Origin of the sequence: Micromonospora sp. NPDC049645 (assembly GCF_040675155.1) — a bacterium.
GTDB lineage: Bacteria > Actinomycetota > Actinomycetes > Mycobacteriales > Micromonosporaceae > Micromonospora.
Genome location: NZ_JBFAOI010000003.1, coordinates 84,080 through 98,169, shown reverse-complemented (window position 1 = coordinate 98,169; position 14,090 = coordinate 84,080). Strand labels below are relative to the sequence as shown.

Here is a 14,090-nt window from a genome sequence, read left to right as displayed (position 1 = left end):
CAGCTGCTCGGCCACGCCCTGCGCGACCAGCTGAGCGTCCGACTCGGGGTTCTTCACCTCGATGATGTTCAGCTGAACCTGCTTGCCGGTGAGACCGTGCCCGGCGCAGGGATCAAGCCTGACCGCCCGGAGCCGGGCACGGTCGGCCACACCCAACCCGGCACCCGACGAACCCGCCAGCAGCGTCTACCCCGCCAACCGCCAGCGACCGTTGCGCGCCACCAGCGTGGTGAGCGCCTGCGGCATCAGGCCGCTGTGGTTGTCCGGAGTCATCCGGATCGGGCCGGACAGACCGTCCATCTGGGACGTCTCCAGCACGTCCCGGAGGCCGTCGCGGTTGACCTTCCCGACCTCCCCACCGGCGCGCAGTTCCGCGTCGGCGATCAGCTGGACGGCGTCCGCCGCGAAGGACGAGGACCCGTTGTAGCCGCCGAAGCGGGCCGTGTAGTCCTGGAACCACTGCCGCCGCGCGGCCTTGGCCGGCGTGGTGGCGATCACGTCGTCGATCACCATCGTCTGGGTGAAGATCAGCGTGGCCTGCTCGGTCGCCTTGGCCGCGGCGCCGAGGAAGAGGTCCCCGGCCGCGCCCGCGTCGAAGTAGAGCGAGCCACGGAAGATGGTCTGTTGGGTGCTGGTCGCGGCAAGTGTCGCCTGCTCCGGCGGGGTCCAGAAGACCAGCGCGTCGGGCTTGCCCGTCACCAGCTGCTGGATCTGCTGGCTGACGTCCGTGTCGGTGGTCTTGGCCCGTTGCTCGCGCAGCGAGATGTTGACCTTGTTCAGCTCGCTGCGGAGCGCTGCCGCGCCCTCCCGGCCGTATTCGTCGTCGCTGACCAGCATCCCCACTTTGCGGATGTTGTTGCGACGCAGTTCGGTGGTCAGTGCGGCGGCGCTGTCCGGGGCGTTGGGGCCCAGCTTGAACACGTAGCGCCGTTCGGCCACCGGGCTGGCGATCGCGCCGGAAGCGGCCAGCGCAATGGTGGGAATCCGCTTCTCGTTGATGGTCCCGACCGCGCCGACCGCGCATTCGTTGCAGCCGCCCATGATGATGGCGCTGACCCGCGAATCGCTGCTGAAGTCGACGATGTTGCGAAGTGACTCGGCCGAGTCGGAACGGTTGTCCTTGACCTTGAGTTCGATCTTCCGGTCGTTCAGCGCACCGGAAGAGTTCAACTGCTCGACCTTGAGTTCGAGGGCGCGCTGGTATGTCCGACCGACCGGGGCCGCGGCCCCGGAGAGTTCGAGATCCGCGGCGATCACGATCGGACTCGTGTCCTGCTCCGCCTCGCCAAACTGGCAGCCGGTGAGCGTGGTGGCCACTACGGCCGATGCGAGCGCCGCGATGGTCGCGGAGCGGATGGGGCTCAACTCAGTCCTCCAGGTGCGGGCGCGGGCGCTGCCCGGTCACCGCCGCTAATCCGTCCTCAGTGGAGGACGGGGTCTCCTCTGCCGTACGGTGTGCGCGAAGCCTGCAAAACCTTGCCAATGGCCGGCGCTGTGGTCAAGCGCGGACCCCGGTGGCATTTTCGGGACGGCCATCCCACATGCTGGGGTAACGCAATGTTTGCAAAAGCTCACTTTGCATACACGCGTGACCACTCTGGAGTTACATGCCCTGTTCAGGGGCTTGCAGAAATGAAGGTATCAGTTGCCCGGATCACGGGATGCGCTCCGTCCGACCGTTTCCTACCTCACTGCGGCTTCCCAAACAGGATCATGTCTGATGAAATCGCGGCCGTGCCGCGCGTGGTCCCCTCCGCTTACGGCATGGCTCGGCGGGTCAGGCGGGGAAGAAACGACGGAGGCGATGTCGTGAGCACCGGACCGACGACCCTGCCCGCGCTCGGCGATAGCGGTCGGCGTGCGCGCCGACGGATGCCGAGGCTGCGGGACGCCCGGATCCGGTCCAAACTGGCGCTGATCCTGGTCGTTCCGGTGGCGGCGGTGATCGCGCTGGCCACGGTCCGCCTGATCTCCGTCGGCGAGGGCGCTTTCGACGCCACCCGGGCCCGGTCGCTGACGGCTCTCTCCATCGACGTCAGCGCCCTCACCCAGGACCTGCAGTCCGAGCGGATGGCCGCCGCGGCCTACCTGGCCAATCCGCAGCAGCCGGCCGACGCGTACAACCTGCGGGTCCGCCGGACGCAGCAGCAGGTCGACGAGTACCGCGCCGAGCGGGGCCGGATCGGCGAGGTGCCGGCCGCCCTGCGGGACCGGCTGGCCGCCATCGACGACCACCTGGCGACCCTGGACGGCACCCGCCAGGAGGTGCTGGACCGCCGCCAGATGGCCGTCGCCGAGGCGGTGCTCCGCTACGGAGTCATCCTCACCGACCTGGTCTCCTACGGTGACGGCCTGGCCCAACTGCCCGGCGACGAGAGCCTCTCGGACAGTCGCCGCGCGGTCTCCGCGTTCGCCCGCGCCAAGGCTTCGGTCGGTGAGGAAGAGGCAGTCGCCTTCACCGCGTTGACCGCCGGCCAGCTCGACTCGGAGCAGTTCTCCTCCTTCGTGGCCACCTTGACCAGCCAGCAGGAGGCCCTGGTCGCCTTCTCCCTGGCCGCCGACCCGGTGCAGCGCGCCCTGGTCGACAGCACCGTCTCCGGTGACGCGGTCGGCCTGGCCGACCGGGTCGCCACCGACATCACCCGCTCGGTCGGCCAGCGCCCGCTGGTCACCGCGCAGGACGCCACCGCCGCCATCGGCGCCGTGAACGACCTGATGCGCTGGGCCGAGATCCAACTCCAGAACCGTCTGCTCCAGCAGGCCGACCAGGCGCGCTCGGACGTCATCCGGCAGGCCGTGGTCGAGTCGGTCCTGGTGCTGCTGACCCTGATCATCGCCGTGTCGCTGGCCGTGGTGCTGGCCCGCTCGCTCAACCACTCGCTGCGTCGGCTGCGTGAGGGCGCCCTCTCGGTGGCCAACCACGACCTGCCCGACGCGGTGCAGCGGTTGCAGAACATGGGCAGCGTGGGTGACGGCGGGGTGGACGAGATCGTCCGGCAGGTCCGCGACCCGATCCAGCTCAACACCCGCGACGAGGTCGGTCAGGTGGCGCTGGCCTTCAACGTCGTACACCGGGAGGCCGTGCGGGTCGCCGCCGAGCAGGCGGCGCTGCGTACCAGCGTCTCGGCGATGTTCCTCAACCTGGCCCGCCGCAGTCAGACCCTGGTCGACCGGATGATCGGCGAGCTGGACGCGATCGAGCGCGGCGAGGAGGACCCGAAGCGGCTCGCGCAGCTCTTCGAGTTGGACCACCTGGCCACCCGAATGCGCCGCAACGACGAGAACCTGCTGGTCCTGGCCGGCGCCGACTCCGCCGTGCCGCGTCGTGACGACGCGTTGGTGGTGGATGTCCTGCGCGCCGCCCAGTCCGAGGTGGAGCTGTACAACCGCATCGAGTTCGGGACGGTGGACACCGACATCTCGGTGGCCGCGCACGCGGTCAACGACGTGGTACGTCTCGTCGCCGAACTGCTCGACAACGCCACCCGGTTCTCGCCGCCGAACACCACCGTGGTCGCCGACGGTCGCCGGATCCGCGACTACGTACTGATCCAGATCGAGGACCGCGGCCTCGGCCTCACCGACGAGCAGCTGGACTCGCTCAACCGCCGGCTGGCGGCCCCGCCGAGCGTCGACGTCGCCGCGTTCCGGCTGATGGGTCTGGCCGTGGTGAGCCGGCTCGCCTCCCGCTACGGCATTCGGGTGGAGCTGCGCCGCAACGTCGAGGGCGGCACCGTCGCCCAGGTGACCCTGCCCGCCGCCACCGTGGTGCTGCCCAGCAGCCGAGGCCGCGACCAGGTGCTCACCCGGCCGCGTCAGCCGATGGCCGTGGAGCAGACGCCGCTCACCCCGGTGGGGCACTCCGAGCAGTTCGCCGGCGCCGCGACGTCGGCGGCGACGCTGCCCGACCAGTGGCGGACCAACGCCCCGGCGCCCGCCCAGTGGCAGTCGCCGCTGGACTCGCGGGACACCACCCCGGCCGTGCAGGCGGGTGGTTACACCGGTCCGCGCTCGACGATGCCACCCGTGCCCGCGCCGGCCGCCCCGGCGCCCGCCGCTCCGGCACCCGCCGCTCCGCTCCCGCCGACCCGGCCGGCCTACGGCAACGGCGCGGGCGCCTCGATGGGCAGCCCGACCGTGGCCTACCCGACCGTCGACCCGTTGCCGCGGCGCGGCTCCACCACGGACGCCGCCGCGGATGGGCGTGGCGTCCAGGGCGGTCTCCCGGTCGGGCCGGTCGCCGGTCCGGGCGCGGTGGCTCCGCCGGCCGCACCCCCGGTCGCGCCGTCGGTGCCGGCCGCGCCGGTCAGCACCCGGCCCGACTTCCCCGCCGAGGCGCCGATTTTCCGGGAGATGGAGGCGGTCTGGTTCCGGTCGCACGGCGACGACGCCACCGCGATCTTCACCCGGCCCAACTTCGACGAGCCGCCCGCGCCCACCACCGCGGCCACCGGTCTGCGTACCGGCAACGGTGGCCAGCCGAGCGCCGCGCCCGTGCCGGCCGCGCCGCCGGCCCGACCCAAGCTGCCGACCCGCACCCCGGGCAGTTCCGGCACCGACGGCACGGCCACCCCGGGCGCCGAGGGCCTCGGTACCACGATGGACGGCTTCGGCACCCGGTCGTCGGCGCCGCCTTCGGCGCCGCCGTCGTACAACCCGCCCCCGGCTGCCCGGACGGCGCCGCCCCCGGTGGACCCGGAGGCCTGGCGGACGGCGGCCGACGAGGGTTGGTCCCGGGCCAGTCGGGCCGCCGAGCCGGCTCCCGCCGGCACCACCCGCTCCGGGTTGCCCAAGCGGGTGCCGCAGGCACAGCTCGTGCCGGGTGGCATCGAACCGAAGAGCGGCCGGGACCGCAGCCGGCGGACCCCGGATGAAGTACGTGGTCTGCTGTCGGCCTACCACCGCGGTGTGCAGCGTGGTCGGACGGCCGGATCGGATCTGAACAGCACCTCGACCAAGGAGAGCCGATGAACAGGCCAGCTGCCATGCAGGACATGGGTTGGCTGCTCACCAACTTCGCCGACAGCGTGGCGGGCATCGCCCACGTGGTGGCGGTGTCCGCTGACGGGCTGTTGCTCGCGTCCTCCCGGGATCTGCCGACGGACCGGGCGGACCAGCTCGCCGCGATCACGTCCGGCGTGGTGAGCCTGACCGAGGGCGCGGCCCGGATGTTCAGCGCGGGCGGGGTGTTGCAGACAGTCATCGAGATGGACAGCGGGTATCTCTTCCTGATGTCGATCAGCGATGGCTCCTCGATGGCCGTGCTGGCCGCGCGCAGCTGCGACGTGGGTCAGGTGGGCTACGAGATGGCGTTGTTGGTCGAGCGGGTCGGTGCCGCGCTGGTGCCGTTGCCGCGCGACGCGGTGCGTTCCTAACCGGAAAGGCGGCGCTCCGACCGAGCGCCGGACCAGGGACGAGAGGCGGCGCAGTCCGGCTCCACAGGGGACCAGGAGGTGATCGGGCATGGACCAACGACGCGCTGACCCGCGCGGCGCGCTGGTACGTCCGTACGCGGTCACCCGTGGTCGCACCGAGCCCCGGCAGGACATCGCCCTCGAGGCCGTCCTCACCGCCTCTCCCACCCAGGTCGCCGAGTCCCGCTTCGCCGGGCATGACAAGCACCGCATCGCCACGGTCTGTGAGGGCCGAGCACAGTCGTTGGCGGAGATCGCCGCGTACACCCGGATGCCGCTCGGCGTTGCCCGGGTGTTGGTCGCCGACATGGTGGCCGAGAGCCTGCTGACGTTACACACTGCTGCTCCCGCCGAGGGGTTCGAGGAGCGGATGGAACTGCTTGGAAGGGTGCTAAGTGGACTTCGCAGGCTATGACCCCGCAGGGGGGCGGCCGGGCCGGGGAATCGTATCCGCGAAGATCGTCGTCGCGGGCGGCTTCGGCGTCGGTAAGACGACACTGGTCGGGGCGATCTCCGAGATCACGCCGCTGACCACCGAGGCGTTGATGACCGCGGCGGGTGTCGGCATCGACGATCCGTCCAAGGTGCCGGGCAAGGAGACCACCACGGTCGCCATGGACTTCGGCCGCATCACCATGGCCCAGGACCTGATCCTGTACCTCTTCGGTACGCCCGGTCAGACCCGGTTCTGGTTCATGTGGGACGAGATCATCCGGGGGGCGGTGGGTGCCGCCGTACTGGTGGACACGCGCCGGATCACCGACGCGTTCGCCCCGCTGGACTACTTCGAGAACCGCAACCTGCCGTACGTGGTGGCGCTGAACAAGTTCGACGGCGCACCGCAGTACGAGGCGGAGGAGATCCGCGAGGCGCTGGCCATCTCGCCGCAGGTGCCGCTGGTGATGACCGACGCCCGGCAGCGGGACTCGGTCAAGCAGGTGCTGGTGACGGTGGTCGAGCACGCCATGCTCCGGCTCCAGTCCGAGCACGGGCGGGGCTTCCCCACGCCGGTCGGCTGAACCCTCGTGTCACGGCCGGCACGACGGCCGGCCGTGACACGTTCAGTCGACCCGCAGTCGGTAGCCGCGCTTCACCACGGTCTGCACCACGCGTGGCGCGTGCAGGCCGGCCCGTAGCCGGGCGACGGCCATCTCCACGGCATGCTCGTCCGCGCCTCGGGGCAGTGTGCGCAGCAACGCCGTGCGGGACAGCACCCGTCCCGGGGACTGGGCCAGCGCCCGCAGCACCGCCATCGGTGCGGGCGCGAGTGGCCGCAGCTCGCCGTCGATCACCGCCGCGTGCCCGCGCAACGTGAGCAGGTGCCCACCGGCCTTGAACGTCACCGTCCGGCGGGGCAACTCGTCGACGATGGTCCGCACCAGCGCGCCCAACCGGGCCCGACCCGGCGCGCTCACCGGCACCCCGCGCCGCAGCAGCGGCTCGGCGGTCACCGCGCCGACGCAGCTGGCCAGCACATCGCCGCGCAACGCGGACAGCACCGCGTCGGTGCGGTCCCCGGCGGCCCGGAGCAACGCCTCGGCCGCCGGCGCCGAGGTGAACGTCACCGCGTCCACCAGCCGGCCGGCGATCAGGTCGATCAACCGGTGCAGCGGTGCCGGGTCGGTCGGCGGCGCCCAGCGGTAGACCGGCACCTCGATGACCGTGGCACCGGCCGCCTCCAGCGCGAGCGTGCACTCGGGCTGCCGCTCGCCGTGCAGCTGCATCGCGATCACCTGCCCGGCCACACCGCGCCGACGCAGGTGGTCGACCACCTCGTCACAGCTCTCCGAGGCCGGCGACCACTGGTCGTGCAGCCCGGCCGCCCGGATCGCGCCGCGCGCCTTCGGACCACGCGCCACCACGTACGAGCTGGCCAGCACCGAGCGCAGCGGCTCGGCCAACCCCCAGCCCTCGGCAGCCTCCAGCCAGCCGCGCATCCCGATGCCCGTGTTGGCCATCAGGATGTCCGGCGGCTGATCGAGGCAGGCGCGGGTCGCCTCGCGCAGTTCGGTGTCGTCGGAGAGCGGCACGATCCGCAACGCCGGGGCGAGCACCACCCGCGCGCCCCGGCGTTCGAGCAGCGCGGCCAACTCGTCGCGCCGCCGGTCGGCGGTCACCCCGATGGTGAAGCCCGCCAGTTCTTCCCGCATCAAGCCTCCTGTCGCAGCCGAACCTCGACCAGCCCGTTACGGCACCGCGCGTCGTGTCGGGCCACGGCCACCCCGGGAAGGTCGAGGCAGTGCCCGCTGCGCAGGTCGTACACCTGCTTGTGCAGCGGCGACGCGACCGTCGGCGCTCCGCCACGGCTGCCGACGATGCCCCGGGACAGCACGTACGCCCCGGAGACCGGATCGCGGTTGTCGATCGCGAACAGCCCGTCGGCGGTCCGGAAGAGGGCGATCTGTACCCCGTCTACCAGGGCGGCGACGCCCCGGTCCGGTTCCAACCGGTCGAGGCGGCAGACGGTGGTCCAGGTCAGTGCGAGGGTCTGGGTCATCGCCGTACCTCCGGTAGGCCGAGGGTGACCGGTTGCCGACGGTGACCGTTCGTCGGCTCGGATCCGGTCGGGGAATGGTCGCGTACGGGTACCAGTTGGCCGCGTTCCCGGGTGAAGGTGATCGACGGGTCGGGCACGTCGGGGGCGTTGACGAAGGAGGTGTAGCGGCGTAGCCGATCCGGGTCGTCCAGCACGTCGCGCCACTCGTCGGAATACGTCGACACGTGCCGGGCCATCGCCGCGTCGAGGTCGGCGCAGAGCCCGAGCGAGTCGTCCACGATCACCGAGCGCAGGTGGTCCAGGCCACCGTCCATCGCCTCGATCCAACCGGCGGTGCGTTGCAGCCGGTCGGCGGTGCGGATGTAGTAGATCAGGAACCTGTCGATCAGGGTGATCAGCGCGTCCGTGGACAGGTCGGTGGCGAACAGGTCGGCGTGCCGGGGCCGGAAGCCTCCGTTGCCGCCGACGTAGAGGTTCCAACCGGTCTCGGTGGCGATGATGCCGAAGTCCTTGCTGCGCGCCTCCGCGCACTCCCGGGCGCAACCGGAGACCGCCGACTTGAGCTTGTGCGGCGCCCGCAGCCCGCGGTAGCGCAGCTCCAGCGCGACGGCCAGCCCGACCGAGTCCTGCACCCCGTACCGGCACCAGGTCTCGCCCACGCACGACTTCACCGTGCGCAGCGCCTTGCCGTACGCGTGGCCGGACTCGAAGCCGGCGTCCACCAGTCGCCGCCAGATCTGCGGCAGCTGCTCCACCCGAGCCCCGAACAGGTCGATCCGCTGCCCGCCGGTGATCTTCGTGTAGAGCTGGAAGTCCCGGGCGACCTCACCGATCACGATCAGCTTCTCGGGGGTGATCTCACCGCCCGGTATCCGGGGCACCACCGAGTAACTGCCGTCGCGTTGCAGGTTCGCCAGGAAGTGGTCGTTGGTGTCCTGTAGGGACGCCTGCTCGCCGTCGAGCACGTGCCCGCTGCCCAGCGAGGCGAGGATCGACGCCACCACCGGCTTGCAGATGTCGCAGCCGCGCCCCCGACCGTGCTCGGCGACCAGCCGGGAGAAGGTGCGGATGCCGCGCACCTGGATGATCTCGAACAGCTCCCGGCGGCTGACGTCGAAGTGCTCGCAGAGCGCACGCGACTGCGCCACCCCGGCCGCGTCCAGAAGTTGCTTCAGCATCGGCACGCAGGAGCCGCAGCTGGTGCCGGCCCGGGTGCACGCCTTCAACGCCGCCACGTCCGCGCAACCATCCGCGATGGCGGCGTCCACGTCGCCGCGGGTCACCGCGTTGCAGGAGCAGACCTGGGCGGTCGCGGGCAACGCCCCGGCGTCCGCCCCGCCGCCGTCGGGCGCCAGCAGCGCCAGCGGCGCGGCCGGCAGCGGGCCGCCCACGCTGGCGCGCAGCGTCGGGTACGCGCTGGCGTCACCGACCAGCACCCCGCCGAGCAGGGTGTGGGCGTCGTCGGAGAGGACCAGCTTCGCGTAGACCCGGGTGGCCGGGTCGGTGAACGTGACGTCCAGGCAGCCCTCGGTCGCGCCGTGGGCGTCGCCGAACGAGGCCACGTCGACGCCGAGCAGCTTGAGCTTGGTGGCGGTGTCCGCCCCCGGGAAGGTCGCGGCCCCGCCGACCAGCCGGTCGGCCACCACCTCGGCCGTCGCGTACCCCGGCGCGACCAGACCGTGGCAGGTGCCGTCGACCGCCGCGCACTCGCCGACGGCCCAGATCCGTTCGTCGGCGGTGCGGCAGGTCGCGTCGACCAGCACCCCGCCGCGCGGGCCCAACGGCAGACCGGCGTCCCGGGCCAGCTGGTCCCGGGGCCGGATGCCGGCGGCCACCACCACCAGCTCCGCGTCGACGGCCGTGCCGTCGGAGAGTTCCAGGGCCGCGACGGCGCCGTCCGGGCCGGGACGGATCGCGGTGGTCGCCACCCCGAGATGGGTCCGTACGCCCAACTCGTCGACGTAGCGGCGGAGCATCGCACCGCCGGCCTGGTCCACCTGTACCGGCATCAACCGGGGCGCGAACTCGACCACGTCGGTGCTCAGGCCGAGCAGCCGCAGGGCGTTCGCCGCCTCCAGGCCGAGCAGCCCGCCGCCGATCACCGCGCCGGCCCGCCGGCCCTGGGCGTACGCCCGGATCGCGGCCAGGTCGTCGAGCGTCCGGTAGACGAAGACCCCGGGCAGCTCCGTACCGGCCACCGGGGGCACGAACGCGTACGACCCGGTGGCCAGCACCAGCGCGTCGTAGCGGTACTCGCCGACTGCGGTGGTCACCACCTGTCGCTCCCGGTCGACGGCGGTGGCCGGCTCGCCGAGCCGCAGCCGCACCCCGTCGTGCGGTGTGTGCAGGTTGAGTTCGCTCTCGCTCACCCCGTCGAAGTACGCCGAGAGCCGCACCCGGTCGTACGCCGGGCGGCCCTCCTCGGCCAGCACGGTCACCCGCCAGTTGCCCTCCGGGTCACGGGCGCGCAGCGCGTCCACGAAACGCTGCCCGACCATGCCGTTGCCGATCACGACCAGATCGCCGCCGCTCATCGCGTCACCTCCACCGATTCCGCTTGGCTCAGCCAGTCGACGATGCCGCTCACCGCGTCCCGGCAGCTGCCGCATCCGGTGCCGGCCCGGGTCGCGGCCACCACCGCATCGACCGTCCGGGCGCCGGAGCGCCAGCATCTGACCAGCGCGCCCTTGCTCACCGTGTTGCACTGGCAGACCGTGGCCGCGTCCGGCATCAGCGCCGGTGAAGCGGCCGGGGCCGCGCCGACCGTGCCGAGTGCCCGGCCCAGCAGCAGCGCCCGCCGGTCGCTCGGCACCGGGTGGCCACGGTCGAAGAGTTGGATCACCGTGCCGACGGCCGGGTTGTCGCCGAGCAGGATCGCGCCGATCAGCCGCTCGTCCCGGATCCGCAACCGGGCGTACGTGCCCCGGGTCGGGTCGGCGAAGGTCAGCTCCTCGCCCGGTCCGCCACTTGCCGCGTCACCCATCGAGGCCAGGTCGATCCCGGCGGCCTTCAGCCGGGTCACCACCGGCCGGGGCCGGTACCGGGCCAGCGGGTCCGTCCCGGTCAGCACGTCGGCGAGCACCTGGGCCTGGGCCCAGGCGGGGGCGACCAGCCCGGTGAGCACGCCGTCGTGCTCGGCGCAGTCGCCGATCGCGGAGATGGACCGGTCGGTGGTGCGCAGCCGGTCGTCCACCACCACGCCGCGCCGCACCGTGAGGCCGGCGGCCTGCGCGAGGGCGGTGTCCGGGCGTACGCCGCAGGAGAGCACCAGCAGGTCGGCGCGCAGCGATCGGCCGTCGGCCAGGTCGAGGCGGACGCCGTCGGGGTCGGCGGCCACGCCGGTCGCGGACACCCCCAGTTGGACGGTGACGCCGAAACCGGCGAGCGTGCCGGCGAGCACCGCGCCGGCGGCCGGGTCGAGCTGCCGTTCCATCAGGTGCTCCCGCGGGTGCACCACGGTGGTGGCCAGCCCCCGGGTGGCGAGCCCCCGGGCAGCCTCCAGGCCGAGCAGCCCGCCGCCGAGCACCAGCGCGCTGCGGGCGCCGTCCGCCGCGGCGAGGATCCGCCGGCAGTCGTCCAGGGTGCGGAAGGGAACCACCCGCTCCGGCAGGTTCGCCGGGTCGAGGCCGGGCAGCGTCGGCACCACCGCACGGGCGCCGGTGGCCAGTACCAGATGGTCGTATCCGATGCGTTCGCCGTCGTCGGTGCGGACCTCCCGGGCGGACCGGTCGACAGCGGTCACCGGTACGCCGCTGCGCAGGTCGACGCCGTGCCCGGCGGCCTCGGTCAGCTCCACGTCCGGCTCGTCGATCCGACCGGCCAGCAGGGTGGAGAGCAGGATCCGGTTGTACGCGCGGTGCGGCTCGGCCCCGAGCACGGTGACCTTCCGGTCGCCCTCCCGGGCGTGCAGCTCAGCGGCGAGGCGGGCGCCCGCCATCCCGTTGCCGACGATGACCACCCGGGCGGTCATGCCTTCTCCACCCGAACCGCGCAGATCTTGAACTCGGGCATCCCGCAGATCGGGTCGACCGCGTCGTTGGTCACCGAGTTGGCGCGTCCCGCCCCCGCGTAGTGGAACGGGGCGAACACGGTGTCCGGTCGGATTCCGGCACTGAGCCGGGCCGGAGCCCGCAACTCACCCCGGCGCGAGGTGACCCGCACCGGGTCGCCGTCGTCGATGCCCAGCCGGGCGGCCAGGTCGGGGTGCAACTCGACGTACGCCTCCGGGGCGGCACGGCGCAGCGCGGCCACCCGGCGGGTCTGGGTGCCCGACTGGTACTGGGCCAGCACCCGGCCGGTGGTGAAGTGCAGCGGGTACGTGGCGCAGACCTCCTCGGCGGCCGGCCGATGGTCGACGGGGTGGAAGCGGGCCCGGCCGTCCGGTGTGGCGAACCGGTCGGCGAAGAGCCGTGGCGTGTCCGGCCCGTCCTCGGTCGGGCAGGGCCAGTAGACGCCGTCGTCGGCGTCGATCCGGTCCCAACTGATGCCGGCGTAGTCGGCGGCCCCGCCGGCGGAGGCGCGGCGCAGCTCGGCGAAGACGGTGCCCGGGTCGGCCGGGAACCGGGCCGCCGCGTCGGTGGCAGCGCAGTCGTCGGTGGCAGCGCAGCCGTCGGTGGGGGCGCAGTCGTCGGTGGCGGCGCAGCCCTCGGTGGCGAGCCTCGCCGCGAGGTCGGAGATGATGGCCAGGTCGGTGCGGACCCCCGGTGGGGGTGGGCGTAGTGCGCGCCGACGCAGCACCCGACCCTCCAGGTTGGTCATGGTGCCGTCCTCCTCGGCCCACTGGGCGGTGGGCAGCACCACGTCCGCCAGCGCGGCCGTCTCGGAGAGCAGCAGGTCGGCGACGACCAGCAGGTCCAGGTCGCGCAGCCGGCCCTCGATCCGGGCCGCCCGGGGCGCCGACACCACCGGGTTCGATCCGAACACCAGCAACGCGCGCGGACCGCCCGGGGTGCCGAGCGAGTCGAGGAGTTGGTAGGCGGGCACTCCCGGGCCGGGCAGCTCGTCGGCGGGCACGCCCCAGACCCGGGCCACGTGCTCCCGGGCAGCCGGGTCGTCGATCTTCCGGTAGCCGGGGAGCTGGTCGGCCTTTTGCCCGTGCTCCCGGCCGCCCTGGCCGTTGCCCTGGCCGGTGAGGCAGCCATACCCCGAACCGTCGCGGCCGGGCAGACCGAGAGCGAGGGCGAGATTGACGTACGCGCTGACGGTGTCCACCCCCTTGGCGTGCTGCTCGGCACCGCGTGCGGTCAGGATGATCACGCGTCCGCCGGTGCCCAGCGCGCGGGCGGTCGCCTCCAGGTCGGCCACCGGCACACCGGAGAGCTGTTCCGCGCGGGCCGGCCACCAGGCGGCGACACTCCGGCGGACCGCGTCGAATCCGGTGGTGCGGTCGGCGACGTACGCCCGGTCGACCCAACCCTCGGTGAGGGCGATGTGCAGCAGGGCGTTGGCCACCGCGAGGTCGGTGCCGGGCAGCGGTTGCAGGTGCAGGTCGGCCTGGCGGGCGGTGGCGGTGACCCGGGGGTCGACGACGATCAGTTTTCCGCCGCCGCGGCGCTGCTCGGTGAGCCAGCGCACCAGCGGGGGCATGGTCTCCGCCGGGTTCGCCCCGACCAGTAGCAGGGTGTCGGCCCGGCCCAGGTCGGCGAGCGGGAACGGCAGCCCCCGGTCGATGCCGAAGGCCCGCATCCCGGCGGCTGCCGCCGAGGACATGCAGAATCGTCCGTTGTAGTCGATGTTCCGCGTGCGCAGCCCGATCCGGGCGAACTTGCCCAACGCGTACGCCTTCTCGTTGGTCAGGCCACCCCCGCCGAAGACGGCGACCGCGTCCCGACCGGCGTCGTCCTGGACGGCGCGGATGCCGGCGACCACCCGGTCGAGCGCGGTGTCCCAGCTCGCCGGGCGCAGCTCGCCGGTGGCCGGGTCGCGCACCAGCGGGGTGGTCAGCCGCTGCGGGTGGTCGAGCAGTTCGGCGGCGGTCCAACCCTTCTGGCAGAGCCCGCCCCGGTTGGTGGGGAACTGGCGCGGGTGGACCGTCACCCCGGCGTCGTCCTCGCGCAGCGTCATACCGCACTGCAGGGCGCAGTACGGGCAGTGCGTCGCCACCTCCCGGGGCGCGAGCCCCGGTCGAGTTGCCGACCATGCACCGTCTGTCATGTCGGGAAAGCGTGCCGGCGGGCGGT

The 14,090-nt window shown here is 72.8% G+C and carries 10 protein-coding genes and 1 pseudogene; 4 read left to right on the top strand and 7 right to left on the bottom strand.

Annotation, left to right across the window (positions count from 1 at the left end; all coding sequences use genetic code 11):
• Nucleotides 1-93: pseudogene (locus AB0J33_RS08930) on the bottom strand (30S ribosomal protein S3); the annotation flags it as partial.
• A 93-nt stretch (nt 94-186) separates the two neighbouring features.
• The gene (locus AB0J33_RS08925) at nt 187-1,365 is read right to left on the bottom strand and encodes an ABC transporter substrate-binding protein (protein ID WP_363611525.1); all 1,179 of its coding nucleotides are present in this window, start codon (nt 1,363-1,365) and stop codon (nt 187-189) included.
• A 444-nt stretch (nt 1,366-1,809) separates the two neighbouring features.
• On the opposite strand from AB0J33_RS08925, the gene AB0J33_RS08920 reads away from it, so the two are divergent.
• From AB0J33_RS08920 to AB0J33_RS08905, 4 genes are all read left to right on the top strand, one after another.
• The gene (locus AB0J33_RS08920; RefSeq protein ID WP_363611523.1) at nt 1,810-4,971 is read left to right on the top strand and encodes a sensor histidine kinase; all 3,162 of its coding nucleotides are present in this window, start codon (nt 1,810-1,812) and stop codon (nt 4,969-4,971) included.
• Nucleotides 4,968-5,375, top strand: coding sequence for a roadblock/LC7 domain-containing protein (locus AB0J33_RS08915; RefSeq protein ID WP_067313320.1), 408 nt, complete (start codon nt 4,968-4,970; stop codon nt 5,373-5,375). The genes AB0J33_RS08920 and AB0J33_RS08915 overlap by 4 nt, the downstream gene beginning before the upstream one ends.
• A gap of 88 nt (nt 5,376-5,463) precedes the next feature.
• Entirely contained in the window at nt 5,464-5,829 is a 366-nt protein-coding gene (locus AB0J33_RS08910; RefSeq protein WP_007465174.1) for a DUF742 domain-containing protein, read from the top strand.
• Nucleotides 5,810-6,433: an ATP/GTP-binding protein gene (locus AB0J33_RS08905; RefSeq protein WP_363611521.1), complete on the top strand. Its 624-nt coding sequence runs from the start codon at nt 5,810-5,812 to the stop codon at nt 6,431-6,433. Before AB0J33_RS08910 ends, AB0J33_RS08905 begins: the two co-directional genes overlap by 20 nt.
• A 42-nt stretch (nt 6,434-6,475) precedes the next feature.
• Here AB0J33_RS08905 and AB0J33_RS08900 read toward each other — a convergent pair whose 3' ends face one another.
• Genes AB0J33_RS08900 through AB0J33_RS08880 form a run of 5 tightly spaced genes read right to left on the bottom strand, consistent with a single transcriptional unit; the run spans nt 6,476 to nt 14,064 of the window.
• Nucleotides 6,476-7,564 carry a uroporphyrinogen-III synthase gene (locus AB0J33_RS08900; RefSeq protein WP_363611519.1) on the bottom strand — a complete coding sequence of 363 codons (1,089 nt, stop codon included), beginning with the start codon at nt 7,562-7,564 and terminating at the stop codon, nt 6,476-6,478.
• Entirely contained in the window at nt 7,564-7,911 is a 348-nt protein-coding gene (nirD, locus tag AB0J33_RS08895) for a nitrite reductase small subunit NirD (RefSeq protein WP_363611517.1), read from the bottom strand. Before nirD ends, AB0J33_RS08900 begins: the two co-directional genes overlap by 1 nt.
• On the bottom strand, nt 7,908-10,445 hold the full coding sequence (nirB, locus tag AB0J33_RS08890) for a nitrite reductase large subunit NirB (protein ID WP_363611515.1): 2,538 nt from the start codon (nt 10,443-10,445) through the stop codon (nt 7,908-7,910). Before nirB ends, nirD begins: the two co-directional genes overlap by 4 nt.
• On the bottom strand, nt 10,442-11,881 hold the full coding sequence (locus tag AB0J33_RS08885; protein ID WP_363611513.1) for an FAD-dependent oxidoreductase: 1,440 nt from the start codon (nt 11,879-11,881) through the stop codon (nt 10,442-10,444). The genes nirB and AB0J33_RS08885 overlap by 4 nt, the downstream gene beginning before the upstream one ends.
• On the bottom strand, nt 11,878-14,064 hold the full coding sequence (locus tag AB0J33_RS08880) for a molybdopterin oxidoreductase family protein (protein ID WP_363611511.1): 2,187 nt from the start codon (nt 14,062-14,064) through the stop codon (nt 11,878-11,880). The genes AB0J33_RS08885 and AB0J33_RS08880 overlap by 4 nt, the downstream gene beginning before the upstream one ends.
• Nucleotides 14,065-14,090: the final 26 nt, after the last annotated feature.

Excerpts from the sequence above, each read along its gene's own strand:
- AB0J33_RS08915 (WP_067313320.1), top strand. The coding sequence starts at position 4,968 with ATGAACAGGCCAGCTGCCATGCAGGACATGGGTTGGCTGCTCACCAAC.
- AB0J33_RS08910 (WP_007465174.1), top strand. The coding sequence starts at position 5,464 with ATGGACCAACGACGCGCTGACCCGCGCGGCGCGCTGGTACGTCCGTAC.
- AB0J33_RS08885 (WP_363611513.1), bottom strand. The coding sequence starts at position 11,881 with ATGACCGCCCGGGTGGTCATCGTCGGCAACGGGATGGCGGGCGCCCGC.
- nirB (WP_363611515.1), bottom strand. The coding sequence starts at position 10,445 with ATGAGCGGCGGCGATCTGGTCGTGATCGGCAACGGCATGGTCGGGCAG.
- AB0J33_RS08880 (WP_363611511.1), bottom strand. The coding sequence starts at position 14,064 with ATGACAGACGGTGCATGGTCGGCAACTCGACCGGGGCTCGCGCCCCGG.
- nirD (WP_363611517.1), bottom strand. The coding sequence starts at position 7,911 with ATGACCCAGACCCTCGCACTGACCTGGACCACCGTCTGCCGCCTCGAC.
- AB0J33_RS08900 (WP_363611519.1), bottom strand. The coding sequence starts at position 7,564 with ATGCGGGAAGAACTGGCGGGCTTCACCATCGGGGTGACCGCCGACCGG.